25 protein-coding genes are annotated in these 23,678 nt (G+C 66.7%); 6 read left to right on the top strand and 19 right to left on the bottom strand.

Annotation, left to right across the window (positions count from 1 at the left end; all coding sequences use genetic code 11):
* Window positions 1-39: 39 nt before the first annotated feature.
* The 8 genes from AAFF27_11505 to AAFF27_11470 all read right to left on the bottom strand — a co-directional run bounded on the left by AAFF27_11505 (window position 40) and on the right by AAFF27_11470 (window position 9,129).
* On the bottom strand, window positions 40-990 hold the full coding sequence (locus AAFF27_11505; protein ID XAH25771.1) for an AraC family transcriptional regulator: 951 nt from the start codon (window positions 988-990) through the stop codon (window positions 40-42).
* Window positions 991-1,183: 193 nt separating this feature from the next.
* Complete coding sequence (locus tag AAFF27_11500) at window positions 1,184-3,124, bottom strand: family 2A encapsulin nanocompartment cargo protein cysteine desulfurase (GenBank protein XAH25770.1); 1,941 nt, start codon at window positions 3,122-3,124, stop codon at window positions 1,184-1,186.
* 12 nt (window positions 3,125-3,136) lie between these two features.
* Window positions 3,137-4,069, bottom strand: coding sequence for a family 2A encapsulin nanocompartment shell protein (locus AAFF27_11495; protein ID XAH25769.1), 933 nt, complete (start codon window positions 4,067-4,069; stop codon window positions 3,137-3,139).
* Window positions 4,070-4,136: 67 nt separating this feature from the next.
* Window positions 4,137-4,433 (bottom strand): helix-turn-helix transcriptional regulator, encoded by a 297-nt coding sequence (locus AAFF27_11490; protein ID XAH25768.1) that lies wholly within the window; start codon window positions 4,431-4,433, stop codon window positions 4,137-4,139.
* Window positions 4,420-5,334, bottom strand: coding sequence for a serine O-acetyltransferase EpsC (gene epsC / locus AAFF27_11485; GenBank protein XAH25767.1), 915 nt, complete (start codon window positions 5,332-5,334; stop codon window positions 4,420-4,422). The genes AAFF27_11490 and epsC overlap by 14 nt, the downstream gene beginning before the upstream one ends.
* 43 nt (window positions 5,335-5,377) lie before the next feature.
* A complete protein-coding gene (locus tag AAFF27_11480; GenBank protein XAH25766.1) occupies window positions 5,378-5,851 on the bottom strand; it encodes a rhodanese-like domain-containing protein in 474 nt (157 codons plus the stop codon).
* A gap of 262 nt (window positions 5,852-6,113) precedes the next feature.
* Window positions 6,114-8,477: a YgiQ family radical SAM protein gene (locus AAFF27_11475; protein ID XAH25765.1), complete on the bottom strand. Its 2,364-nt coding sequence runs from the start codon at window positions 8,475-8,477 to the stop codon at window positions 6,114-6,116.
* A gap of 187 nt (window positions 8,478-8,664) precedes the next feature.
* The gene (locus AAFF27_11470) at window positions 8,665-9,129 is read right to left on the bottom strand and encodes a CHRD domain-containing protein (GenBank protein ID XAH25764.1); all 465 of its coding nucleotides are present in this window, start codon (window positions 9,127-9,129) and stop codon (window positions 8,665-8,667) included.
* A gap of 157 nt (window positions 9,130-9,286) precedes the next feature.
* Here AAFF27_11470 and AAFF27_11465 point away from each other — a divergent pair, with 157 nt between their 5' ends.
* From AAFF27_11465 to AAFF27_11455, 3 genes are all read left to right on the top strand, one after another.
* A complete protein-coding gene (locus tag AAFF27_11465; GenBank protein XAH25763.1) occupies window positions 9,287-9,796 on the top strand; it encodes a PadR family transcriptional regulator in 510 nt (169 codons plus the stop codon).
* Window positions 9,797-9,856: 60 nt separating this feature from the next.
* Entirely contained in the window at window positions 9,857-10,633 is a 777-nt protein-coding gene (locus AAFF27_11460; GenBank protein ID XAH25762.1) for a siderophore-interacting protein, read from the top strand.
* Between the two features lie 140 nt (window positions 10,634-10,773).
* Window positions 10,774-11,733: an aldo/keto reductase gene (locus AAFF27_11455; GenBank protein ID XAH25761.1), complete on the top strand. Its 960-nt coding sequence runs from the start codon at window positions 10,774-10,776 to the stop codon at window positions 11,731-11,733.
* Here AAFF27_11455 and AAFF27_11450 read toward each other — a convergent pair.
* From AAFF27_11450 to AAFF27_11425, 6 genes are all read right to left on the bottom strand, one after another.
* On the bottom strand, window positions 11,730-12,296 hold the full coding sequence (locus AAFF27_11450; protein XAH25760.1) for a carboxymuconolactone decarboxylase family protein: 567 nt from the start codon (window positions 12,294-12,296) through the stop codon (window positions 11,730-11,732). The genes AAFF27_11455 and AAFF27_11450 overlap by 4 nt on opposite strands.
* Window positions 12,293-13,225 (bottom strand): amino acid ABC transporter substrate-binding protein, encoded by a 933-nt coding sequence (locus AAFF27_11445; protein ID XAH25759.1) that lies wholly within the window; start codon window positions 13,223-13,225, stop codon window positions 12,293-12,295. The genes AAFF27_11450 and AAFF27_11445 overlap by 4 nt, the downstream gene beginning before the upstream one ends.
* Before the next feature lie 37 nt (window positions 13,226-13,262).
* The gene (locus tag AAFF27_11440; protein ID XAH25758.1) at window positions 13,263-14,600 is read right to left on the bottom strand and encodes an aspartate aminotransferase family protein; all 1,338 of its coding nucleotides are present in this window, start codon (window positions 14,598-14,600) and stop codon (window positions 13,263-13,265) included.
* 181 nt (window positions 14,601-14,781) lie between these two features.
* Window positions 14,782-15,642 (bottom strand): MurR/RpiR family transcriptional regulator, encoded by an 861-nt coding sequence (locus tag AAFF27_11435; protein XAH25757.1) that lies wholly within the window; start codon window positions 15,640-15,642, stop codon window positions 14,782-14,784.
* A gap of 7 nt (window positions 15,643-15,649) precedes the next feature.
* Window positions 15,650-16,393, bottom strand: a complete 744-nt coding sequence (gene rlmB / locus AAFF27_11430) for a 23S rRNA (guanosine(2251)-2'-O)-methyltransferase RlmB (GenBank protein XAH25756.1) — start codon at window positions 16,391-16,393, stop codon at window positions 15,650-15,652.
* 40 nt (window positions 16,394-16,433) lie between these two features.
* Window positions 16,434-16,910, bottom strand: a complete 477-nt coding sequence (locus tag AAFF27_11425; GenBank protein XAH25755.1) for a MarR family winged helix-turn-helix transcriptional regulator — start codon at window positions 16,908-16,910, stop codon at window positions 16,434-16,436.
* A gap of 187 nt (window positions 16,911-17,097) precedes the next feature.
* Between AAFF27_11425 and AAFF27_11420 the strand changes: the two genes are divergently transcribed.
* Window positions 17,098-18,486, top strand: coding sequence for an MATE family efflux transporter (locus AAFF27_11420; protein ID XAH25754.1), 1,389 nt, complete (start codon window positions 17,098-17,100; stop codon window positions 18,484-18,486).
* A 47-nt stretch (window positions 18,487-18,533) separates the two neighbouring features.
* Window positions 18,534-19,484: a 2-dehydropantoate 2-reductase gene (locus tag AAFF27_11415; protein ID XAH25753.1), complete on the top strand. Its 951-nt coding sequence runs from the start codon at window positions 18,534-18,536 to the stop codon at window positions 19,482-19,484.
* A 64-nt stretch (window positions 19,485-19,548) separates the two neighbouring features.
* Here the strand turns inward: AAFF27_11415 and AAFF27_11410 are convergent, their stop codons facing one another.
* Window positions 19,549-20,241 (bottom strand): ATP-binding cassette domain-containing protein, encoded by a 693-nt coding sequence (locus tag AAFF27_11410; GenBank protein ID XAH25752.1) that lies wholly within the window; start codon window positions 20,239-20,241, stop codon window positions 19,549-19,551.
* Here AAFF27_11410 and AAFF27_11405 point away from each other — a divergent pair.
* Window positions 20,207-20,896, top strand: coding sequence for an arylesterase (locus tag AAFF27_11405; GenBank protein ID XAH25751.1), 690 nt, complete (start codon window positions 20,207-20,209; stop codon window positions 20,894-20,896). The two genes, AAFF27_11410 and AAFF27_11405, sit on opposite strands and share 35 nt — an antisense overlap.
* Before the next feature lie 18 nt (window positions 20,897-20,914).
* On the opposite strand, the gene AAFF27_11400 is transcribed toward AAFF27_11405, so the two are convergent.
* The 4 genes from AAFF27_11400 to AAFF27_11385 all read right to left on the bottom strand — a co-directional run bounded on the left by AAFF27_11400 (window position 20,915) and on the right by AAFF27_11385 (window position 23,677).
* Window positions 20,915-21,097: a hypothetical protein gene (locus AAFF27_11400; GenBank protein ID XAH25750.1), complete on the bottom strand. Its 183-nt coding sequence runs from the start codon at window positions 21,095-21,097 to the stop codon at window positions 20,915-20,917.
* 93 nt (window positions 21,098-21,190) lie between these two features.
* Window positions 21,191-22,396 (bottom strand): PLP-dependent transferase, encoded by a 1,206-nt coding sequence (locus AAFF27_11395; protein ID XAH25749.1) that lies wholly within the window; start codon window positions 22,394-22,396, stop codon window positions 21,191-21,193.
* A 40-nt stretch (window positions 22,397-22,436) separates the two neighbouring features.
* Window positions 22,437-23,099, bottom strand: a complete 663-nt coding sequence (locus AAFF27_11390) for a hypothetical protein (GenBank protein ID XAH25748.1) — start codon at window positions 23,097-23,099, stop codon at window positions 22,437-22,439.
* 89 nt (window positions 23,100-23,188) lie between these two features.
* Window positions 23,189-23,677, bottom strand: coding sequence for a BON domain-containing protein (locus AAFF27_11385; GenBank protein XAH25747.1), 489 nt, complete (start codon window positions 23,675-23,677; stop codon window positions 23,189-23,191).
* Window position 23,678: the final 1 nt, after the last annotated feature.

Raw genomic sequence — 23,678 nt, 5'->3', positions numbered from 1 at the left:
AGGACATGGCACCGATTCTTCGCGCTGCGCGCCCTGCCATCAATGACCGGGCGTCGCGCTTTTGTGCTCGTTCGTGCCGGCCTGGCGCGGGTCGCGCGTGTGGGCACGCTGCCAGGCGCCCGGCTGCTCACCGAGCGTCCGCTTGAAGGCACGCGAGAAAGCCGCATAGGATTCGTAGCCCACGGCCTGCGCCACCTGCCCGATGGATTCACCCTGCTCCAGCCGGCGCGCCGCAAGCTGCATGCGAAGCAGCAGCAGAAATTGCAGTGGCGACTGCCCGCAGGCCTCGCCGAACTGACGAAAAAACGCCGCGCGCGAGAGGTGCACGCGCTGCGCCATGTCCTGCACCGACCAGGGTCGCGCCGGGGCCTGCAGCAATTCCGCCACCAGCGGCGCAAAGCCCGGCCGCCGCAACAGCGTCCACAGTCCGCGTGCATACGGGTCGTTCTTCGCCACGTGGCGCAGGGCGTAGAAGAACAGCAGGCCCGACAAGCGGTCCATCACGGCCGAGGGCTCCGCGGCGCCGCGCCGTGCCTCCTCCAGCATCAGGTCAAACAGAGCACCCACCGACACCATTGCCGGGTCGGCAGCACGCAGTACAAGGCATTGCGGAAAAGCATCCGTCACCAAGCCCCGCATCGCGCCATCGAATGAGAAAAATCCGCAGGCCAGGCCCGTCTCACCCAGCACGCCGCTGGCCGCCAAAGGCTGTATCGGCTGCGCCATGCAGTCGATCGCCGGATCGGCATAGGGTGAGAGGAAATGCGGCACATCGCGCATCAGGAACACGCCGTCGCGCGCCGCCAGCGGCACTGGCGCACTGCCCTGCAGGTGCAGCCAGCAGCGGCCCTCCAGGATCAGGTGAAAGCTCGCGCGTGCATGGCCGGCGGTCGAGGCCCGCCAGCGCCCGCAGTACTGACCCACATGGAAAACGCTGGCATTCCACTCCAGCCCGTCCAGCAGCCAGCCGACGACGCGGTCCGTCTGCACGTTGCCAGCATCGGATATATCTTGCGGATGGTCCGGAACAGGATGAAGCAGCGCCATAGGCTGCGGAGTGTCTAGTCAGGCGGCGCGATTGGCAACGAAGGAGTTGCTTGAAGCTTATGCGCCAGAGGCACACAAGCGGCAATCGTCAAGTCGGACCCGGGCCAGAACGGCCCGGGTCGGATGACAAGAGTGTTCAGCCCTGCCGCCGCTGCCCCGCCAACCGCCGCACCACCGCCACCAGCCGATCAATCTCATCGAAGGTGTTGTAGAACGCCAGCGAAGGCCGCACCGTGGTCTCGACGCCGAAGCGCCGCAGGATGGGCTGCGCGCAGTGATGGCCCGTACGCACCGCGATGCCTTCATCGTTGAGTGCCTGGCCCACCTCTTCGGTGCTGTAGCCGGCCAGCACAAAGGACATCACGCTGGCCTTGTCGGCCGCCGTGCCGATCAAGCGCACACCCGGAATCGCGCCGAGTTGCGCCATGCCATACACCAGCAGGTCGTGCTCGTAGCGCGCGATGTTCTCTATGCCCACCCGGTTCACGTAGTCGATGGCAGCGCCCAGGCCCACCGCGTCGGCGATGTTGCCGGTGCCGGCCTCGAACTTGTTCGGGATCGGCTGGAACACGGTCTTCTCGAAGGTGACGTCGGCAATCATGTTGCCGCCGCCCTGCCACGGGGGCATGTCTTCGAGCACCTCGCGCTTGCCCCAGACCACGCCAATGCCGGTCGGGCCGAACACCTTGTGGCCGGAGAACACGAAGAAGTCGGCGCCGATGTCCTGCACATCCACCCGCATGTGCGAGATGGATTGCGCACCATCAACCAGCGCCTTCGCGCCAGCGCGGTGTGCCAGCTCGACGATCTCTTTCACCGGCACCACCGTGCCCAGCGCGTTGGAGACCTGCGTGACGGCAACGATCTTGGTGCGGTCGTTGAGCAGCTTGCGGTACTCGTCCAGCAACACCTGGCCTTTGTCGTCAACCGGGATCACGCGCAGCTTCGCGCCCTTGGCGGCAGCAAGCTGCTGCCAGGGCACGATGTTGGCGTGGTGCTCCAGGTTGCTGACGATGATCTCGTCGCCCTCGCCCACATGCTGGCCGCCCCAGCTCTTGGCCACGAGGTTGATGGCCTCGGTGGTGCCGCGCACGAAGATCACCTCTTCCACTTCCGGTGCGTTGATGAACTTTCGCACGCGCTCGCGGGCGCCTTCATAGGCGTCGGTGGCGCGCGCAGCCAGCTCATGCGCTGCGCGGTGGATGTTGGAGTTCTCGTGCTCGTAGAAGTAGGCGATGCGGTCGATCACCGACTGCGGCTTGTGCGTGGTGGCGGCGTTGTCGAACCACACCAGTTGCTTGCCGTTCACGCGCTCCTGCAGGATCGGGAAATCGCGGCGGATGGCGTTCACGTCGAAGGGCGGGTGCTGGCCCTGCCCCGCGAGCGGCACCGTGCCATGCGGCGCTGGCTTGGCCGGCGTCACATAGCCGCTGGGCAGCACCACGGCATCGACGAAGTAGTACTTCGGCTCGCCCGACGGTGCCGTTTGCGGCACGGCAGCGCCTGCCGGGGCAGCAGACACGCGCGGTGCCTCGGGCGTGGCAAACGGCTGGCGCGCCAGCGTATCCAGCGAACTGCTACGCCCGCTAGGTGAAGGCTGGCCGTGGTTGTCGCCGAGGAAATAGAACGGCGACGCCGGATGGCGCGCAGCACTGGATGCACCCGCGGCCTGGGCCTCGGGTACGCCCAGCACGGCGCTGCCAAAGCGCGGCTCGTAGGCCGGCACGGTGCTGGTCACCGTATCCGGCAAGCCGTTGGCGGCGGTCGCATGCGGCAGCAGCGCGGGCGCGCGGTTGGCCAGCGACAGCACGGGCGTGGGCGATGCCGGCAACAGGTTGGTGCCAGGCACCTGCCCTTGCGGAATCGGCGTGCCCGGCACGCCAGGGCCGAAGCCCGCCGGGCTCGTCAATGGCGAACCTGGCGGGGCAATATTGACCGGCGCCTGCAGGCCGACCGGGCTGGGCGATTCGCCAGGCAGCGCAGCAAACAAGGCTGTCGCCATGCGTGCAAGCACCGCCGGGTCGAATGGCGCCTCGGGCGCCTGCGGCACGCTCACAGGGGAAGAAGCGGGGGTCATCGCCACGGCTTCTTACTTGTAGGTGTCCGGGTAGTCGTGGTACTTGTTGACCTCGACATCGTCCAGCACCGCCAATGCATCGGTGGTCAGCACGGCGAGCGAGCAGTACAGCGAGATCAGGTAAGAGGCGATGGCGTGGTTGTTGATGCCCATGAAGCGCACCGACAGGCCGGGTGCCTGCTCGCCTGGCAGGCCGGGCTGGAACAGACCGACCACGCCCTGGCGCTTGTCGCCCACGCGCAGCAGCAGGATCTTGCTCTTGCCATCGGCCACCGGCACCTTGTTGGATGGGATCAGCGGGATGCCGCGCCAGGTGATGAACTGCGAGCCAAACAGGCTCACGGTCGGCGGCGGCGTGCCGCGGCGCGTGGCTTCACGGCCAAAGGCAGCAATGGCCAAGGGGTGCGCCAGGAAGAAGGCGGGCTCTTTCCAGACCTTGGTCAGCAGCTCGTCCAGGTCGTCGGGCGTGGGCGCGCCGGTCAGCGGGAAGATGCGCTGCTCGTCCGTCACCTGGGCCAGCAGGCCGTAGTCGGGGTTGTTGATGAGCTCGCTCTCCTGGTTCTCCTTGATCGTCTCGATCGTCAGGCGCAGTTGCTCCTTGATCTGGTCGTGCGGGCTGCTGTAGAGGTCAGAGATGCGGGTGTGCACGTCCAGCACGGTGCTGACGGCATTCAGGTAGTACTCGCGCGGGTTTTCTTCGTAGTCGACGAAGGTGCGCGGCAGTTGGTTCTCGCTCTCCTTGGCGGTGCAGGTGACCTTGATCGACTCGGGGTTCTTGACCTTGTTCAGGCGGTAGATGCCCGCCTCCACCGGCACCCATTGCAGCAGGTGCGTCAGCCAGCGCGGGCTGATGGTCTCCAGCTGCGGAGCGGTCTTGGTGGCATTGGCTAGTTGGCGGGCTGCGTTGTCGCCCAGGGCGGTGGTGCCGCCTACGGTTGCCGTCATGGAAATCTTCCGATCTAGGGGTTGGAAAAAGGAACGGTTCGCAGTGTCTGGTGGCGTCAGCCGGCCATCAACATGCTATAGCCGCCAAGTTGATGCCACGCACGGTACGTGCCCGCGTGATGGCATCGCAATGCCCGAACAGGCCAATGATGTTCACGCCCAGCGCCAGCGCCAGTTTCTCTGCGGTGACCAGCGAGGCAATGGCGCGGCCACGCTCGACCTCGCCCACATAGGAACGGTTCAGGCGGGAGCGCTCGGCCAGCTCTTCTTGCGACCAGCCACGCGCCTCACGCAATTGCCGCACCGCCAAGCCAAAGATCTGGACCAGCTCCGACGCGGTCGCGGCTGGCTCAGGCGCGCGCATCGCCGTCGCTGCGCGATATGGCCTGGGTCACGTGCGCGCCGGGCAGCACATCCTGCGTCAGCCAGACATTGCCGCCGATGGTCGCGCCACGGCCCAGCGTGACGCGGCCGAGGATGGTGGCGCCCGCATAGATGACCACCTCGTCTTCCACCACCGGGTGGCGCGGCAGCCCCTTTTGCAGGTGGCCATCGCCATTGGTGGGAAAGCGCTTGGCACCCAAGGTGACCGCCTGGTACACGCGCACCCGCTGGCCGATCACCGTGGTTTCGCCGATCACGACACCGGTGCCGTGGTCAATGAAGAAGCTGGCGCCAATCTGCGCGCCGGGGTGGATGTCGATGCCGGTCTGCCCGTGCGCCAGCTCGGCCACGATGCGCGCCAGCAGCGGCAGCTCCAGTTGGTAGAGCCGGTGCGCCAACCGGTGGTGGATCATGGCCAGCACGCCGGGGTAGCACAGCAGCACTTCGTCCACGCTGCGCGCCGCCGGGTCGCCGTGGTAGGCCGCCAGCACGTCGCTGTCGAGCAGGCGCCGGATGTCGGGCAGCGATGCCGCAAAGGCTTGCGCGGCGGCTTCTGCCCGCGCACCGATGTCGCCTGCCGCATCGCGGCCCAGGTGGCGCGTCTGGTAGCGCAGCTCAAGGCGGATCTGCGCCAGCAGCGCGTGCAGTGCGGCGTCCAGCGTGTGGCCAACGTAGAAGTCTTCGCTCTCCTGGCGCAGGTCGGTGGGCCCCAACCGCATCGGGAACAGCGCGCCCTTGAGCGACTCCACGACTTCCGCCAGCGCGTCGCGCGAGGGGAACTCGCGCCCGCCGGGCTCGTTGGAGCGGGCCTGCGCCTCGCGCCAGTCCTGCCGCACGGTATGCAGCGAAGCCACGATCTGCTTGATATCAAAAACGGTCACAGGGGATTCTTTCTGGCGGATCGTTGGCAGTCAGCGGGGTCAATCAATCTTGTACCCAGGGCAGGCCATGAAAACGCCAGCCGTCACCCGCACCACGGTGCTGGTGCGTGTCGATCTCGCCCTCGAAGCCTTCTGCCACGTTGAAGACCTGGGTGAAGCCGGCCTTGGTGGCGGCCTCTGCGGCCAGGGCCGAGCGCTTGCCGCTGCGGCACAGCAGCAGCACCACGGCTTCCTTGCCGCCTTCTTGCGCCAGCTTGGCCTCCAGCTCGCGCACAAAGCGCGGGTTGCGCGTCAGGCTGGTGCCGGTGGCCCAGGCCACGTGCAGGCTGCCGGGCACATGGCCGACAAACTTGCGCTCTTCGCCGGTGCGCACGTCGACAAGCGCGGCGGCGCCGGAGTTGAAGAGTTCCCACGCCAGGCCTGGCGGGACGCTGCCGGCATAGGGCAAACCGGTGGAAAGTGCGACGGCACGGGCAGATTCAAGGCCCGGTGCCAGAGTGGTGGATGCGGTGGTCATCATGCGGCTCCTTGTGCCGCAGGCCGTGTCTCTCTCGGCCTGCTATGCACTGAATGTAGGAGTCGCGCCGCACTGCATCAAAGAATAAAAATGGCGGCACTTAGCAGAATTCCACATAAGCAGCAGCCGCTTAGCGCGCCCCTGCGCTACAAGGCAGCGTAACTATCAAATAGATAGCTATAAGCCCAGGCCACACCTGGGCTAGAGGCATATTTCACTAAAAAACCAACTACTGCGAAGCAAACCCTCGAAAGGACTTGTTCTAGCGCGGCTTGCGCGCCACGGGCTTGCCGCCCGGCTTGCCCGAGCCGTTGTCGCGGGGCGGCAGCCCGGTGTGCTGGGTCAGCATGCGGCCCTTCACCGGTGCGGCAGTCGCTGCGGTCTTGAGTGGCGTCGAATTTTTGCGGCGCGCGCTCTGGTAGCTGCCATCGGTCAGCGGCTGGAAGGTCGGGATCAGGTGGTGCTTGCCATTGCCGATCAGGTCGGCGCGGCCCATGGCCTTGAGCGCCTCGCGCAGCAGCGGCCAGTTGTTCGGGTCGTGGTAGCGCAAGAAGGCCTTGTGCAGGCGCCGGCGCTTCTCGCCGCGCACGATGTCAACCGCCTCGCTGTCGCGCGTGATCTTGCGCAGCGGGTTCTTGTTGCTGTGGTACATGGCCGTGGCCGTGGCCATGGGGCTGGGATAGAAGGTCTGCACCTGGTCGGCACGGAAGCCGTTCTTCTTGAGCCAGATGGCCAGGTTCATCATGTCGCCGTCGCTGGTGCCCGGGTGCGCGGCAATGAAGTACGGGATCAGGTACTGCTTCTTGCCCGCCTCGGCCGAGAACTTCTCGAACATCTGCTTGAACTTGTCATAGCTGCCGATGCCGGGCTTCATCATCTTGGTGAGCGGGCCGGTCTCGGTGTGCTCGGGCGCGATCTTCAGGTAGCCGCCAACATGGTGCTGCACCAGCTCTTTCACGTACTCGGGCGACTGCACGGCCAGGTCGTAGCGCAGGCCGGAGCCGATCAGGATCTTCTTGATGCCCTTCAAGGCCCGCGCACGGCGGTAGATCTTGATCAGCGGATCGTGGTTGGTGCCCAGGTTCGGGCAAATGCCCGGGTAGACGCAACTGGGCTTGCGGCAGGCCGATTCGATCTCAGGGCTCTTGCAGCCCAGACGGTACATGTTGGCGGTCGGGCCGCCCAGGTCCGAGATGGTGCCGGTGAAGCCGCTGACGCTGTCGCGGATGGCCTCGACCTCTTTGATGATGGATTGTTCAGAGCGGCTCTGGATGATGCGGCCCTCGTGCTCGGTGATCGAGCAGAAGGTGCAGCCGCCAAAGCAGCCGCGCATGATGTTCACGCTGAAGCGAATCATTTCCCAGGCCGGGATCTTGGTGGCGCCGTCGTGGCTGCCCTGCTCATCCGCATAGCGCGGGTGCGGGCTGCGGGCGTAGGGCAAGTCAAACACGTGGTCCATCTCGGCCGTGGTGAGCGGGATGGGCGGCGGGTTGATCCACACGTCGCGCGCGGTGGCGCCTTCGCCATGCGCCTGCACCAGCGCGCGGGCGTTGCCGGGGTTGGTCTCGAGGTGCAGCACGCGGTTGGCGTGGGCGTAGAGCACCGGGTCGCTGCGCACCTGCTCGTAGCTGGGCAGGCGGATCACGCTGCGGTCGCGCGGCGGCACCTTGAGCTTGACCGAAGGGTTGGCCACGAACTTGATCGGCTGGATGGCCGCGCCGGCCAGGCTGCCAGCGACGGCGCCCTTGCCCTTGGCTGCCGCCTCGGCTTGGGTGGCGACGGCCTGGGCCTCGTCCTCTTTGGCGCAGGTGGCGCCGTTGGCCTTGGCCTGGTCGGACACCATCAGGTAGGGGTTCACATGCGCCTCGACGCGGCCTGGGGCATCGACGCTGGTGGAGTCGATCTCGAACCAGGGCTCGCCCGGCGTCTCGCGCCGCACGAAGGCGGTGCCGCGCACGTCGGTGATTTGCTGCACCGGCTCGCGCGCGGCCAGGCGGTGGGCGATCTCGACGATGGCGCGCTCGGCGTTGCCATACAGCAGCAGGTCGCACTTGGCATCGACCACGATGCTGCGGCGTACCTTGTCAGACCAGTAGTCGTAATGGGCGATGCGGCGCAGGCTGCCTTCGATGCCGCCCAGGATGATGGGCACGTCGTTCCAGGCTTCCTTGCAGCGCTGCGAGTAGACGATGGCCGCGCGGTCGGGGCGGCTGCCGCCCACATCACCGGGCGTGTAGGCGTCGTCGCTGCGGATCTTCCGGTCGGCGGTGTACCGGTTGATCATCGAATCCATGTTGCCGGCGGTCACGCCGAAGAACAGATTCGGCTTGCCCAGCACCTTGAACGGGTCGGCGCTCTGCCAGTCAGGCTGGGCAATGATGCCCACGCGAAAGCCCTGCGCCTCCAGCATGCGGCCGATCACCGACATGCCAAAGCTCGGGTGGTCGACATAGGCATCGCCGGTGACCACGATGATGTCGCAGCTGTCCCAGCCCAGCGCGTCCATCTCGGCACGGCTGGTGGGCAGGAATTTCGCGGTACCAAAACGCGCCGCCCAGTACTTGCGGTAGCTGGTCAGGGGCTTTGCGGCACGCGCGAAAAAGGAAACGTCAACGGGGGCGTTCATCGCGGAGCTTTCTGGGGGGAACCCACGATTTTAAGTCGAGCGCCCCTTTTCCCCTAACGAAAGGGTTTGGGCAACAGGCAAGCACCCCACAACAAGCCCCAGCCCAACCCAAAAACACCACGGATCTGGCTTTGTCAGGCCGTAGAGGGGGTTGGCGGAGGCACGAAGTGCGAAGCCTGGGGGAGAGCTACTGAACAGTCACCTGCCCACGAATCTCCCCGCCCGGATGCTGCTGGGTATGCACATTGACATACCAGCGGCCCGCCAGCAGATCGCTGGCCTGGGCCGGCGTGATCGCAGACACGCCCTCCTGGCTGCCGGTGTAGGGCGCGCCAATCGGCACCAAGACGCCGGCATTGGCGCCCACCGCCGCCGGGCCGTGGAAGTGCGCCGCCGTGGCCGCGCCGCTCAGGCCCGTATAGGTCAGCCGCCAGCGCAGGCTGCCCGTTTCCTTGCTGTACCAGGCCTGCAGCGTGCCCGTGCCTGACGACTGCACCGGCGGCACCTCTGCCGCGCCGGTCAGCGTGGCGCCCAGCGTCACCGGGCTGGAGGAGGTTTTCCACGCAACGCAGCCAGATGCCAAGGCCAGTACGGCGACAGACGCCAGGGCGGCGCAGGCCCTACGGCGGGGTGAGGAAAGCAGGAAGGACATGGCAAATCTCCAAGGGTGGATGAGGCTGCGCACAAGGCAGGGCGCCACGATCTTGCGGCCCGGCCTGCGCCTGTTTGCAACCGTATGCTACCAAGGCCTTGTTTTAGATATTAATTAGATATATCTTATTAAATCTAAATCACATCGAAAGACAGCCATGCTGGATGACTTCTCCCCCGCTGCCGGGCGCGGCGGACGCGGCGGCGGCCGGGTGTTTGGCCATGGCGGCCTGCGCCTGGTGCTGCTGCAGCTCATTGCCGACAAACCGCGCCACGGCTACGAGCTGATCAAGGCCATTGAAGAGCGCCTGGGCGGCCGCTACAGCCCGAGCCCCGGCGTGGTCTACCCCACGCTCACCTTGCTGGAAGAGCTGGGCTACGCCAGCGTCGACACTAGCGAAGGCGGCACCCGCAAGCGCTACACGGTGACAGCCGCCGGCACCGAGCACCTGGCGGCCCAGCGCACAGAAACCGATGCGCTGCTGGCCCGCATGGACGCCACCGACACCGTGCACGGCCTGCGCCCGCCGCCGGTGGTGCGCGCGGTGCAGAACCTGAAGCTCGCGATGCACATGCGCCTGTCCCGCACCCCTCTGACCGAGGAACAGGTGCACGCCATCGCCGCCGTCCTGGATGACGCGGCCCAACGACTGGAGAAAATTGGATGACCGCCCCTCTCACCACCACCGAAGACCCGCGCGCCACGCAGCGCGTGCGCCACGCAGCGCGTGCGCCACGACACACGCTTTCGCCTGCTGACCGTGCGCAGCGCCACGCACCTGACGCCGCACATGGTCCGCGTCACGCTGGCAGGCGACGAGCTGCAAGGCTTTGCCAGCCCCGGCTTTGACGACCACGTGAAGCTCTTCTTCCCCGATGCCGCTACCGGCCGCATCGACCGGCCCAGCATGGGCCCCGACGGCATCAACTGGCCCGGCCCGCGCCCGCAGATGCGCGACTACACGCCGCGCCACTACGACGCCGCTGCTGGCACGCTGACGATCGACTTCGCGCTGCACGACGCCGGCCCCGCCACGCGCTGGGCCGAACAAGCCCAGCCCGGCCAGACGCTGGGCGTGGGCGGCCCGCGCGGCTCCATGCTGATCCCTGCCGCCTTCGACGGCTACCTGCTGATCGGCGACGACACTGCCCTGCCCGCCATCGCCCGCCGGCTGGAAGAGCTGCCCGCCGGCGCACCAGTGACCGTGCTGGCCGAGGTCGACAGCCCGGCGGATGAGATCGCCTTCAGCACCCGCACTGACCTACGCATCACCTGGGTTCACCGCCAAGGCGCCGCGCCCGGCAGCACCTCGCTGCTGCTGGATGCACTGCCCACACTGGCCCTGCCACCGGGCGACTTCCACACCTGGATCGCCTGCGAAACCGGCGCAGCCAAGCAGTTGCGCGCAAGCCTGATCGCCCACCACGGCGCCCGCCCGGCCTGGACCAAGGCGGCGGGCTACTGGCGCGTGGGCAGCGCCGATGCGCATGAGCGCATCGAATAATGGCGAAAAGTGCCTTCAGCCCAATAGACACCTGGGCTTATAGCTATCATTAAAGAAGCGCCATCGGCGTGACCCAGCAGGCGCAGCGCAAAGCAGCAAGAATGTGTGGTTCCCGAATACACACAACGAAAGGCTCTCGCATGTCTCTCCGCCCGCTCGGCCGCTCTGGCCTTCAGGTGTCGCCGCTGACTTTTGGCGGCAATGTTTTCGGTTGGACGGTGGATGAAGCCACCTCCTTCTCCCTGCTCGACACCTGGCTTGATGCCGGCATGAACTTTGTCGATACCGCCGACGTCTATTCGCGCTGGGTGCCCGGCCACAGCGGCGGCGAGTCAGAAACCATCATCGGCAAGTGGCTCAAGAAAAGCGGCCGCCGCAACCAGCTGGTGCTGGCCACCAAGGTCGGCAAACCCATGGCAGACGACAAGGTCGGCCTGCGCCCGGCCTATATCCGCCAGGCGGTGGATGCATCGCTCAAGCGCCTGCAGACCGACCACATCGACCTCTACCAGTCGCACGACGACGACCCCAGCGTGCCGCTGGAAGACGTGCTGGGCACCTTTGGCGACCTGATCAAAGAGGGCAAGGTGCGTGCCATCGGCGCCTCCAACTTCACGGCCGATCGCCTGAAGGAAGCGCTGGACGTGAGCGAGCGCCACGGCCTGGCGCGCTACGAAAGCCTGCAGCCGCTCTACAACCTGTACGACCGCAAGGTGTTCGAAGACGCGCTGGGCCCGCTGTGCCTGGAGCGCAAGGTCGGCGTCATCAACTTCTATGCACTGGCCGCGGGCTTCCTCACCGGCAAGTACCGCACCGAGGCCGATGCCGCCAAGAGCGCACGCGGCCCCAAGACCACCAGCACCTACCTGAACCCGCGCGGCCTGCGCATCCTGGCCGAGCTGGACGAAGTAGCCGAGCGCTACGACGTCACGCCCGGCCAGGTCGCCCTGGCCTGGCAGATCGCCCGCCCCGGCATCACCGCGCCCATCGCCAGCGCCACCTCGCTGCCGCAGTTGAAGGAACTGGTGGATGCCGCGCAGTTGGAGCTGGACGCCGAAGCCATCGAGCAACTGGACCAGGCCAGCGCAGAGACGGCTTAAACCAGCGGCGGTGCTGACGATTCAGGCACCGCCGTTCGCGCCGCATTCATCACCATCGACAAGAAGCTGTAGTAGCCGGTGATGCCGATCAAATCGACCGCGCCGCGCTCGCCAAAGCGCTGCACGGCGCGCGCCCAGGTGGCGTCGGATACGGCCTTGTCGCGGTGCAGTTCCAGGCAGAAGTCATAGACCACGGCCTCGTCGTCCTGCAAACCCTGCGGGCGCTGCCCTTGTGCAATGGCGCGCACCGTCTCCGGCGCCACGCCCTCGCGCTCGGCAATGGGCGCGTGGATCGCCCACTCCACCTGCTGCGACCATTCCCGCGCAGTCAGCAAAATGGCAAATTCCGACAGCCGCTGGCCCAGCACGCTGCGGTAGCGCAGGTACTCGCCCATGCGCTGCGCGTGGGCCATCAGCTCGGGGCTGCGCAGCAGCGGCACAAAGGGTGACACCAAGGCGCCGCGCGGGCCACGGATGATCTCTTCGGCATACTCGCGCTGCTCTGGCGTCCACTGCTCGGGTGGCAGTGGTGGCAGGCGGTCTTCCTGGGTACTGGCGCTCAACGGTAAGCCTCTGGATCGGGCGAGTCGGTAGGCGTGGCAATCACGTTCTTCAGCGCCGCGCCCATGGGGAAGTTGAGCGTGATGTTCTTCGGCGGGATCGGCTGGACAAACCAGCGCTCGTAGATCGGCTTGATCTCGCCGCTGCGGAACAGGCCGGTCAGCACACCATCGGCCAGCTTCTTGAACTCGGCATCGCCCTTGGGCAGCATGATGGCGTAGGGGTCGGCGCTATAGCCCTCGGTGCTCAGCGCAAAGTCGTGCGGCGTGTTGGACACGGCGGCCATGCCGGTCAGCAAAATATCGTCCTCAAAAAAGGCCACGGCGCGGCCCGAGGTCATCAGCAGCATCGAGTCTGCGTGGTCCTTGCCGTAGAGCATGTTCAGGCCCAGGCTGCGCGCGGTGTTCAGGTCACGCACGCGCTTCACGGTGTTGGTGCCGGTGGTCATCACCACGGTCTTGCCCTTCAGGTCGTCCAGCGTCTTCAGGTTGTCGGCCTTCTTGCCAATGAAGCGCGTGGCCACCACGAACGTGGTCACGCTGAAGTTGACGATGGGCTGGCGCTCGGCGTTGTTGACGGTAGAGCCGCATTCCATGTCCACCGTGCCGTTGGACACCAGCGCGATGCGGTTCTGCGAGGTCACCGGCTGCAGCTTGACCTGCAGCGCCGGCAGGCCCAGCTCCTTCTTCACGCCATCGACGATGCGCTTGCACAGCTCGATCGAGTAGCCCACCGGTTGCGCCTTGTCGTCCAGGTAAGAGAAGGGCACCGAGCTTTCGCGGTAGCCGAGCGTGATCTGCCCGCTGTCCTTGATTTTCTTGAGCGTGCCAGTGGGCTCGGCGGCCGAGGCGGCCTGCAGGCCCAGCGTGGCCAGGCAGGCGGCCATCAAGCCATGGCGTAAAAAAGATCCGGGGTGGAATGGGCGGGTCATGGCGTGCTCGTAGGTTGAGGAAGGGAAGTGAAAAGGCTCAGCGGGAAGGAAGACCGTCGATGGCCTGCTGGATGGCCGTCGTCAAGCGGTCGGTGATCTGGTCCAGATCGGCTTCGGACACGATGAAGGGCGGCGCCAGCAGCACGTGGTCACCGCTACGGCCGTCGATGGTTCCGCCCATCGGGTAGACCAGCAGGCCATTGGCCATGGCGCGCTCCTTGATGCGCGCATGCAGCTTCAGCGCCGGATCAAAGGGCTGCTGACTGTCGCGCTCTTGCACCAGCTCCACGCCCATGAACAGGCCACGGCCACGGATGTCGCCCACATGCGGGTGCGCGCCCAGGCGCTGCACCAGCGCCTGGCGCAGGTAGTCGCCGCGCGCACGTACCGCCGCCAGCAGGCCGTCGCGCTGGATCACCTCTTGCACCGCCAGCGCGGCAGCGGCCGCCGTTGGGTGGCCGATGTAGGTGTGGCCGTGCTGGAACAGGCCACTGCCCTGGCGGATCGGCTCCATCAGCGCGCCGCGCGCCAGCACCGCGCCAATCGGCTGGTAGCCGCCGCCCAGGCCCTTGGCGATGGTGAGCAGATCAGGCACCACGCCCTCTTGCTCCACCGCATGCAGCGTGCCGGTGCGGCCCATGCCGCTCATCACCTCGTCGGCGATCAGCAAGATGCCGTAGCGGTCGCACAGCGCCCGCACGCCACGGAAATAGCCGGGCGTGGGCGGCACGGCGCCAGCGGTGGCGCCCACCACCGTCTCTGCCACAAAGGCAATCACGCGCTCGGGGCCGATGCGCTGGAACTCGGCATCCAGCTCGGCCAGCAGGCGCTGGGTATAGGCGTCCTGGGTTTCGCCGGGCTGGCGGTCGCGGTACTCGTAGCAGGGCGCGACATGGCCCACGTCCATCAGCAGCGGCGCGAACTGCTGGCGCCGCCATTCGTTGCCGCCCACCGCCAACGCGCCCAGGGTGTTGCCGTGGTAGCTCTGGCGCCGCGCCACAAAGCGGGTGCGCTCGGGCTGGCCGATCTCGACAAAGTACTGGCGCGCCAGCTTCAGCGCCGCCTCGACCGCTTCCGAGCCGCCAGAGACAAAGTAAACCTGGTCCATCCCCGCTGGCGCATGGCGCACCAGGTGGTCGGCCAGCGCCTCAGACACCTCGGTGGTGAAGAAGCTGGTGTGGGCATAGGCCAGCTTGTCGATTTGCGCATGCATGGCCGCCAGCACGTCCGGATGGGCATGGCCCAGGCAGGACACGGCCGCGCCGCCGCTGGCATCGATGTACTGCTTGCCGTTCTGGTCGGTGATCTGGATGCCCTTGGCGCCCACGGCGGTCAGGGGCGTGGAGCGCAGGGAGCGATGGATGACATGTGACATGAGAGCGCGCGAAGTAAAGCCAGCACAACCCCGCTGTCGGCGGGGAATGAAACACACGATTCTTTAAATTAATCAAAGAAACGAATGTTGCAGACTATAGAAAATTTGGCGCAGTGTTGCAAGCACGTCTTAACCGCAGGGGAATCAGAAGCGCCCCAGCCGTGCGGCCGGGCGCCAGGGCTCAGGCTTTGCCGGGCGCGCGCAGGTAGGCGCCGGAGTCAAACAAGTGCTGCTCGGTGCGCTCGATCTGCTGTGCCACACCAGCGCCGGCATCGGCCACCAGCAGCTCCAGCAGCGCTTCGGTCACGGCCACCGCCGCCGCCACCGAGGGGAAGAATGACGGGCTGGCGACCGAGAACAGCACCGTCACCTCAGCCGCCAGCGCCAGAGGCGAGGCATGGCTGTCGGTCAGCGCGACGATGCGCGCGCCTGCGGCCTGCGCTGCCGCCACCACGGCCAGCACCTCGCGCGAGTACGGCGCAAAGCTGATCGCCACCACCACGTCCTGCCGTGCAATCGGGCGCAGCTGCATCTCCAGCCCGCCGCTCTGGCCGTCGATCAAATGCACCGAATCACGAAACAGGCGGTAGCCATAGACCAGCGAATAGGCCACCGGAAAGCTGGCGCGGAAACCCGCCACATGCACCGCCCTGCCCCGCTTCAGCGCCCGCGCCGCCTCATGCAGCGATGCCGCGCACTGCGCCTCGGTCAGCGCCAGGTTGTTGCGCTGCACCGCAAACATCTCGCCCAGCAGATCGGCATCGCCGCCGCGCGCCGCCAGGCTCTGGGCACGTTGGCCGTAGCCCTCGGCATGCAGGCCCAGGTCCTCGGCAAAGGCAGACTTCAGCGCTGGCCAGCCCGAATAACCCAGCTGCTGCGCCAGCCGCACCAGCGTGGCCGGCTGCGCCCCGGCGCGCTCGGCCAGGGTTCGCATGGAGGCGATCACCACCTCGTTCGGGTGGTCCACCACAAAACGCGCCGCCGCCTGCAGCGTGGGACTGAGCGCCGAAAAGCGCTCCAGCATCAGGTCGCGGGCTTTCATGGGGATATCAAGAGCGTTGGCGCAGAGCTTCGTATAGGCAGACGCCGCTGGCGACAGAGACGTTCAGGCTCTCCACCGCGCCGCGCATCGGGATGCTGATCAAGGCATCGCAGGTCTTGCGCGTGAGCTGGCGCATGCCCGGGCCCTCGGCGCCCAGCACCAGCGCCACCGGGATCTTCAGGTCGGCCTGGTACAGGGTCTGCGGCGCGTCTTCAGCCGTGCCTATGCACCAGATGCTGCGCTCCTTCAGCTCGTTCATCGTGCGCGCCAGATTGGTCACCATGAAGTAGGGAACCGTCTCGGCCGCGCCGCTGGCGACCTTGGCCACGGTCGCATTGACGCCCACAGCGTGGTCCTTGGGCGCGATCACCGCATGCGCGCCGGCGCCATCGGCCACGCGCAGGCAGGCGCCCAGGTTGTGCGGATCGGTGACGCCATCGAGCACCAGCAGCAGCGGCACGGTGCCGGCCTCTTCCAGCCCTTCCAGCAGCTCATCAAGCGAGCGCGCCTGCTGCACCGGATGCACCCGCGCCGCCACGCCCTGGTGGCCCGCGCTGCCGGCCAGCTTGGTGATGCGCAGACCGTCGGATTCGATCAGCCGGGCGCCGGCCTCGGCGGCGCGCTCTAGAAACTGCCGCATGCGCACATCGCGCCGCGTGGCTTCGTAGTAGATCTCGATGATGGAGGCAGGCGCCGTCTTCAGACGCACGCCGACGGCGTGAAAGCCGAAAAGCACTTTGGGGGAGGACATCGGGGGATTATCGCGGGCCGACCGCTGCCGCAACGGCTCGTCAGCTTCTACGAGAATTCCGGGCCTGACTGAACGCTTCGGCGAAGTCGTCCGAGAAGATCTCGGCCAGCGCGAAACGCAAGGCAGCGGCGCGCTCGGCGCCATAGACCTCTTCAAAACAGCTCTGCGCCGTGCGCCACAGGCGGTTGGACTCCGTCAGCTTGGCGCGCCCTGCGGGCGTCAGCGCCACCCGCCGGCTTCGACCATCGAGCGCGTCCTTGGTCTGCACGACGTAGCCGTCACGCTCCAGCGGCTTCAGGTTATGGGCCAGCGCAGACCGGTCGAGCACCATGGCCTGCGCAAGCTCGGTCATGGTGGGGTGCCCCGCACGCTCGATATGCACCAGCACCGACCGCTGCGACACGCCCAAGCCGCAAGGCGCGAGCGCAGCATCGTAGAGCTGCGTCACCCGACGCGTCGCCTTGCGCAGTGCGGCGCCGTTGCAAACGAGAGGATCTTTGGCACTGGCCGGTGGCATGTCGAACTCCGCAATCTTTTGGGCTGCCGCGCACTGCGGCGTCTTGCTGCCGCCTCACGCGCCTCAGGCCGGCCGCCCACTCTAGTCGATCTTGACTGATATTGGCATATGCACCTAGACTCGCGCCGAATTAGTTGCATATGCCAATACTTCGCACGCAGCCACATCTTGCCTGGCCAGGTTTGCCATGAGCTCCCTTCCACAGTCTTTGCCCACCCACAACCCACGCCTGCAGCGCATGCTGGAAGCACCCATTGCCTCCACGCTCATGCGCATGGGCTGGCCGAACATGCTGATGATGCTGGCCCAGTCCTCCACCGGGCTGGTCGAGGCATGGCTGCTGGCCAAGCTTGGCACCGACGTTCTGGCCGGTGTCGCCGTGGTGGTACCAGTGCTTATGCTGATGCAGAACATGTCGCAAGGCGCCATGGGCGGCGGTATCTCTGCGGCCGTGGCCCGCGCACTCGGTGCGGGCAACTCGCCATTGGTTGATTCGCTGGCGCGCCATGCGCTGGCGCTCAACGCCGCCATCGGCCTGGTCTTCGCGGTGTTGCTGCTGTCGTTCAGCACACCGCTGCTCCAGTTGCTGGGGGCACGAGAGGCGGCCCTGGACGCCGCCCGCACCTACGGCCATGTGGTTTTCGCCGCAATACCGCTGATGTGGGTCATGAACGCCCTGGCGAGCGTGATCCGCGGCACCGGCAACATGCTGGTGCCTGGGGCCGTGATCTGCGGCGGCGCGCTGCTGCTGATCCCGGTGTCGGCTGGCATGATTTTCGGCATCGCCCCCCTGCCTGCCATGGGCGTCGCCGGAGGCGCCTGGGCTCTGCTGGTCTATTACGCGGTCGGCTCCTTGGTACTGGGCTGGTACTGCCTCAGCGGACGCAATGCTGCGCGGCTTATCCCCGGCCCGTTGCACTGGGCGCCGATGCGCCGCATCCTGACCGTAGGCGGCCTGGCATGCCTCAACGCCTTGCAGACCAATGGCCTGATAGCACTCACCGCCGCCATGGTCGGCGCCTACGCCGGGACCTCGGCGCTGGCGGGCTACGCCAGCGCGGCGCGCCTGGAGTACCTGCTGATGCCCATCGCCTTCGGCCTGGGCGCCCCCATGGTGGCGCTGGTGGGGGCCAACATCGGCGCCGGGCAGCCCCGGCGCGCCCAGCGCATCGCGCTGACCGGGGGCGCCATGGCATTCGTGCTGGCAGAGATCGTCGGTCTGGTCGCCGCCCTATGGCCCGAGACATGGCTGCGACTGTTCAGCACAGACGAGCAACTGATCAGCGCCGGAGCGAGTTACCTGCGCATCGTCGGCCCCTTCTACGGATTTTTCGCCCTGGGTTTTTCGCTTTACTTTGCCTCGCAGGGCGCCCAGCGCCTGAAATGGCCCTTGCTGGCCGGCTCACTGCGTCTGCTGGTAGCAGCCGGGCTCGGCTGGGTTGGGCTGGTCGCGACCGGCTCCTTGGCGATGCTTTTCGCACTGGGCGCTCTTGCCATGGCTTTGTACGGCCTGCTGGTCCTCTGGTCGGTAGCGTCCGACCATCAGTTCCTGGGCACCCCGGGCGACCAGCGCTAACTGGCTGTTCAGGCGCCCTGCTTGTTTTTCCACTCTGGAGAGTTCTGATGAAGATTCTGGTTGTCGGCGCCGGCGCCATCGGCGGCTACTACGGTGCTCGTCTGCTCCAGGCGGGCGCAGACGTGCACTTTCTGGTGCGGCCCAAGCGCGCCGCATTGCTGGCATCGCGTGGTTTGCGCGTGCACAGCGAGCTGGGCAATTTTTCAGCCCTGATTCAGACGGTCCTTCGGGAGAATTTGAGCTCCACGTACGACCTGATTCTGCTGAGCTGCAAGTCATATGACCTGACAGCCGCCATGGACGACATCCGGGCGGCCGTGGGCACATCCACCGGCATCCTGCCATTCCTCAACGGCCTGTCGGTCTACGACCAGCTCGACGCCAGCTTTGGCCGCGACCATGTGCTGGGTGGCGTGGCCTATATCGCCACGATGCTCGACCGCGAAGCAGATATCCGCCATTTCGGCACCAACGACATCGTGGTGGTGGGCGCGCGGTCTGCCGCCACTGCTACGCTGGCTCAAGATTTTCACGACTTGATCGCGCAGTCGCCTGGCGTTCGCACCTTATCTGCCGATGTCACGCAAGCGCTATGGAACAAGTGGGTGATGCTTGCCGCGGGCGCCATGATGAACTGCCTGATGCGCGGCACCATCGCCGACATCCTGTCCAGCCAGAATGGCGCCAGCCTGATGCAACAGGCCATCGCGGAATGCCGATCGGTTGCCACTGCCGAAGGCCATCCGCTCTCACCCGACGAGGTCCAGCGCCTGGATGCCCGGTTGCTCGACAGACAATCGACCTGGGCCGCATCGATGATGCGTGACATCGCACAGGGCGCGCCACGCCTGGAGGCCGATGCCATCATCGGCGACATGATCGTGCGGGCGGCGCGCCATGGGCTGGAGGTGCCGCTGACACGGACGGCGTATTGCCATCTGCAAGTCTATGCCCACCAGCGCGCGACAGAGTTGGCGGCATCCGACCCAACCCGGTAGCTATTCTATTTATAGCTATAAGCCCAGGCCACACCTGGGCTAAAGGCATATTTCATCAAAAAACTCAGAGCAGAGCGACTTGCCCGGCCTCGATGGTGATGCAGTGCTCGCAGCGCCCGGCAATGGCGCGGTCGTGCGTGACCAGCACCAGCGTCGTGCCGCGCTCGCGATTCAGCTCGAACATCAGCTCCATCACCGTCTCGCCGGTGGCGAAGTCCAGGCTGCCGGTGGGCTCGTCGGCCAGCAGCACCAGCGGCTCGACCACAAAGGCACGCGCCAGCGCCACGCGCTGCTGCTCGCCGCCCGACAACACCTTGGGGTAGTGCCCCAGGCGCTGGCCCAGGCCGACACGGCCCAGCATCTCGGTGGCGGCCCGGCGCGCATCGCGGCGGCCGGCCAGCTCCAGCGGCAGCATGACGTTCTCCAGCGCGCTCAGGTTGGCCATCAACTGGAAGCTCTGGAACACAAAGCCCACCTGCTGCGCGCGCAGCGCGGCGCGGTCGTCCTCGTCCAGCGCAAACATGTCCTGCCCGTTCAGGCGCACCGTGCCGCGCGTGGGCGTATCGAGCCCGGCGATGATGGACAGCAGCGTGCTCTTGCCCGAGCCCGAGGCGCCAACGATGGCGGCAGTCTCCCTGGCCTGCAGTTGGAAGTCGATATCCCGCAGAATGTCGAGCGTGCCGGTCGAATCGCTGACGGATTTGTAGACATGTTCGACCGCAATGATCGCCGGCGCACCAGCATTCGACTCCGACATTGAAAGGCCTTGTGTGTTAGATCGCCGCGACTTTAGCCTGTTTGCCACCAGCCTCGCGCTTCTAGGGATACCCGCCCAGGCCGCCCGGGCGGCCGCGTCCAGGACGGTGCTGGTGCTGGGCGACTCGCTCAGCGCCGAATACGGGCTGGCGCGCGGCACCGGCTGGGTGGCCTTGCTGCAGCAGCGCCTGGCCACACAGCAGATCGCCGCGCAAGTGGTCAACGCCAGCATCAGCGGCGACACCACGGCCGGTGGCCGCTCGCGGCTGCCCGCCCTGCTGCAACAGCACAAGCCGGATGTGGTGGTGATCGAGCTGGGGGGCAACGACGCCCTGCGCGGGTTGCCCTTGTCGGGCACCGAAGACAACCTGACCCAGATGGCCAAGTCGGTGCAGGCCGCCGGTGCCAAGGTGTTGCTGGTCGGCATCCAGGTGCCACCCAACTACGGCAGCGACTATGCGCGCCGCTTCGCGGAGGCGTTCGACAAAGCCGCCAAGGCGACCCGAAGCCCGCTGGTGCCGTTTCTTCTCAAGGGGATTGCCGACGGGCCGAATGCCGTGGCGATGTTTCAGTCCGACCGCATCCATCCGGTGGCCGCAGCGCACCCGATGATGCTGGACAACGTCTGGCCGGCGCTGCGCAAGCTGCTCGGCTAGACGACATAGAGGCGTGGTTTATTCGACCTTGGGCGCGCCGCCGTCAGGCGCCCCGCCATCTGCCGGACCGCCCTGTTGCGCGTCGCTGTCATAACCAGAACCTGGTTTGCGCTCGGCCTTGGCCTTCAGCTTGTCTTCTTTTTTGCGCTTCTTGGCCAGTTCCTTCTGACGCTTCTCATATCCGTAATTCGGTGTAGCCACTCGTTCTTCCGTTTCTGTGCAGCGAACTGCGGTGCACTCAATGTATGCGAAAAATGCGGGCGATCGCCCTTGGGACGAGGCAGCCCGTCGGCCTCACCCCGCAGCAGCCAGTGTAGCCAGCGCCTGCTCCAGGTCAACGCGCAGGTCCTCGCCGGCCTCCAAACCGATGGAAAAGCGCACCAACAGGCCCGCGTGCGGCCAGCGGGTTACCGCCGGATCGCGCATATCGCCGATGTCGTAGGGCACGACCAGGCTGATCGGGCCGCCCCACGAGTAACCGATGCGAAACAGCCGCAAGGCATCGCAGAACGCGTGCACCTGGGCACGCGCGTAGCGTGCATCAAAGACCACAGAGAACAGGCCCGCCGCCCGGTCGCGCCCACCGCATAGCGCCTGCCAGTGCTCATGGCCAGGCGCGCCGGGCAGCGCCGGGTGCAGCACCTGCACGATCTCGGGCCGCCCCTGCAGCCAGCGCGCCAGGCCACGCGCCGTGGCATCGTGCGCGGCATAGCGCAGCGGCAGGCTGGGCAGCGAGCGCAGCAGCGTCTCGGCATCGTTGCCCCCCACGCCCAGGCCCAAGCGCATATGGGTCATGTTGAGCCGCATGTGCAGGCCCGAGTCACGCGTGACGATGCTGCCCATCAGCACATCGCCGCCGCCGCTCGGGTATTTGGTAAGCGCATGCACGGACACATCCACCGCCAGCCCCTGCGCATCCAGCGCAAACGGGTCAAAGGCCAGGCCCGCGCCCCAGGTGTTGTCCAGCGCGCACAGCGCGCCACGCGCCCGGCACAAGCGCACCAGCGCCGGTAGATCGGGGAATTCCATGGTCACCGAGCCCGGCGCCTCCAGCCACACCAGCGCCGTGCGCTCCGACAGCTTGGCCGCCAGGTCGGCCGGGTCCGTTGCGTCGTAGAGCTGGTGGGTGATGCCGTAAGCCTTCAGCTCGCCCTGCACCAGGGACTTGGTTGGGCCATAGGCGTTGTCGGGCAGCAGTACCTCATCGCCCGTTTTCAGCAGTGAAAGCGAAACGGTAGCGATCGCGGCGAGCCCGCTGGGCACCAGCAGGCAATGCCGGCCGCCTTCAAGAGTGGCCAGGCGCTCTTCGAGCAGGAAGGTGGTGGGCGTGCCGTGCAGGCCGTAGGTGTAGCCCTCTTTGTGCTTCCAGTCGCGCGCATACATGGCGGCAACGTCGGGAAAAAACACGGTCGAGGCCTTGTGCACCGCCGGCTGCGGTGCCTCAAAGCCCGTGGGCGGAACGTAGGGATGGTGGATAAGGCCGGTAGAGATATCACGCATCGGCCCATGGTAGCCGCTCGGTTCCGCGGCACCGGCACCTTCAGCCGAAGACCAGGTGTGCCAAGGCCGGGCGCTGCAGCATGCGCGTGGTCCAGGCCTCAGAGCCAGCGCGGCTCGCGCCGCCCTCCTCCCTGTCGCCTACCGGCAAGGCGGACAGGTCCAGCAGTTCCACCCCATGTTGGGCGCACAGGTCGCGCAGCGTGCGGCATAGCCACTGGTGCCGGCGCTGCAGCGGCCGGGTGATGTCGCCAGCCTCCTCGCGCGCGAGCTGTGCCGCATCGAAAGCGGTGATGACAAACACCTGCCGCGCCCGCATGCCCAGCGATGCCAAGGCATCGCTGGCCACCGGCGCGTAGCGGCAGCAGGACGCCAGCCGCAGCACCTCGGCATTGCCCAGGAACACCACCGCCAGGTCGAAGTTGCGTCGCGGAGCCTCACGCGCAGCGCTCGCCGCCTCTGCCAGGCCGGCGGCGGGCTGGCAGGCGTCGACGATGTCCAGGCGCGGATTCAGCGTGGCCAGACGGCGCAGCGCCTGTCGGCTGCGCTCGCCCTCGTCCGGCACATCGACCGTATCGCCTACCGCCAGGACCGCAGGCGCACGGCCCATGCGCAAGATGCCGGCCAAGGTCCGCCCGGCCCAGCCACTACCGTGGGGGCCAGGGCTGGCTGGTGCGTGCAGGGCGTGAGAATGGGGCAGTCTCATATCAGTGCTCCAAGGCGCTGCGCGCCAGCCACGACAACGAAGGGGCCCAGGCCAGGCCACGAGGTGCGGAGCCTGGGAGGCGCCGCATGTCACCCAGCCTGAACGACCAACTGGTTACGCACCTGCTGGACACCATCCACGGCCTTGGCAAGGTCCGCGGCGCGATCCTTGGCGGCCTGCGAGGGTGCCGGGCCGGTCAGCGTGACCTGGCCCTTCTCGGTATCAACGCCGATCTTGAGCGCGCTCAGGTCCGGGTCCTTGGCCAAGGCGGCAGACACCTTCACCGTGATGCTGGCGTCGTCCACTGCGGCCTTGACGGCGGTGCCGGCCTGCTGGGCGTCGGCCTGGATGGCCGGCACCTGCGCTCCGGCCGCAGACAGCGCCGACGAAGCCTGATCCTTGGCATCGGTCGCCGCCTGCTTGGTGCTGTCTATGGCCGCATCGACCTTCTGGCCCACCGTGCTGTTGTCGTCGGCACGGTTGCACCCGGCCAAAGCCAGGCCCGCGCCCACCAGCAGCACGGCCAGCACCTGACGGTGACGTGCAGCGGAATGGGTATTGCATTCGAGAGATGGCATG

The sequence above is a fragment of the Xylophilus sp. GW821-FHT01B05 genome (assembly GCA_038961845.1).
Lineage (GTDB): Bacteria > Pseudomonadota > Gammaproteobacteria > Burkholderiales > Burkholderiaceae_C > Xylophilus.
The sequence above is the reverse complement of the archived record's forward strand: the minus strand, read 5'-3'. Positions and strand labels throughout refer to the sequence as shown.

Excerpts from the sequence above, each read along its gene's own strand:
- AAFF27_11420 (XAH25754.1), top strand. The coding sequence starts at position 17,098 with ATGAGCTCCCTTCCACAGTCTTTGCCCACCCACAACCCACGCCTGCAG.
- AAFF27_11395 (XAH25749.1), bottom strand. The coding sequence starts at position 22,396 with ATGCGTGATATCTCTACCGGCCTTATCCACCATCCCTACGTTCCGCCC.
- AAFF27_11435 (XAH25757.1), bottom strand. The coding sequence starts at position 15,642 with ATGAAAGCCCGCGACCTGATGCTGGAGCGCTTTTCGGCGCTCAGTCCC.
- AAFF27_11500 (XAH25770.1), bottom strand. The coding sequence starts at position 3,124 with ATGACCCCCGCTTCTTCCCCTGTGAGCGTGCCGCAGGCGCCCGAGGCG.
- AAFF27_11495 (XAH25769.1), bottom strand. The coding sequence starts at position 4,069 with ATGACGGCAACCGTAGGCGGCACCACCGCCCTGGGCGACAACGCAGCC.
- AAFF27_11415 (XAH25753.1), top strand. The coding sequence starts at position 18,534 with ATGAAGATTCTGGTTGTCGGCGCCGGCGCCATCGGCGGCTACTACGGT.
- AAFF27_11465 (XAH25763.1), top strand. The coding sequence starts at position 9,287 with ATGCTGGATGACTTCTCCCCCGCTGCCGGGCGCGGCGGACGCGGCGGC.
- AAFF27_11455 (XAH25761.1), top strand. The coding sequence starts at position 10,774 with ATGTCTCTCCGCCCGCTCGGCCGCTCTGGCCTTCAGGTGTCGCCGCTG.
- AAFF27_11440 (XAH25758.1), bottom strand. The coding sequence starts at position 14,600 with ATGTCACATGTCATCCATCGCTCCCTGCGCTCCACGCCCCTGACCGCC.
- AAFF27_11410 (XAH25752.1), bottom strand. The coding sequence starts at position 20,241 with ATGTCGGAGTCGAATGCTGGTGCGCCGGCGATCATTGCGGTCGAACAT.
- AAFF27_11405 (XAH25751.1), top strand. The coding sequence starts at position 20,207 with ATGATCGCCGGCGCACCAGCATTCGACTCCGACATTGAAAGGCCTTGT.
- AAFF27_11490 (XAH25768.1), bottom strand. The coding sequence starts at position 4,433 with ATGCGCGCGCCTGAGCCAGCCGCGACCGCGTCGGAGCTGGTCCAGATC.
- rlmB (XAH25756.1), bottom strand. The coding sequence starts at position 16,393 with ATGTCCTCCCCCAAAGTGCTTTTCGGCTTTCACGCCGTCGGCGTGCGT.
- AAFF27_11475 (XAH25765.1), bottom strand. The coding sequence starts at position 8,477 with ATGAACGCCCCCGTTGACGTTTCCTTTTTCGCGCGTGCCGCAAAGCCC.
- AAFF27_11425 (XAH25755.1), bottom strand. The coding sequence starts at position 16,910 with ATGCCACCGGCCAGTGCCAAAGATCCTCTCGTTTGCAACGGCGCCGCA.
- AAFF27_11470 (XAH25764.1), bottom strand. The coding sequence starts at position 9,129 with ATGTCCTTCCTGCTTTCCTCACCCCGCCGTAGGGCCTGCGCCGCCCTG.
- AAFF27_11445 (XAH25759.1), bottom strand. The coding sequence starts at position 13,225 with ATGACCCGCCCATTCCACCCCGGATCTTTTTTACGCCATGGCTTGATG.
- AAFF27_11390 (XAH25748.1), bottom strand. The coding sequence starts at position 23,099 with ATGAGACTGCCCCATTCTCACGCCCTGCACGCACCAGCCAGCCCTGGC.
- AAFF27_11480 (XAH25766.1), bottom strand. The coding sequence starts at position 5,851 with ATGACCACCGCATCCACCACTCTGGCACCGGGCCTTGAATCTGCCCGT.
- AAFF27_11385 (XAH25747.1), bottom strand. The coding sequence starts at position 23,677 with ATGCCATCTCTCGAATGCAATACCCATTCCGCTGCACGTCACCGTCAG.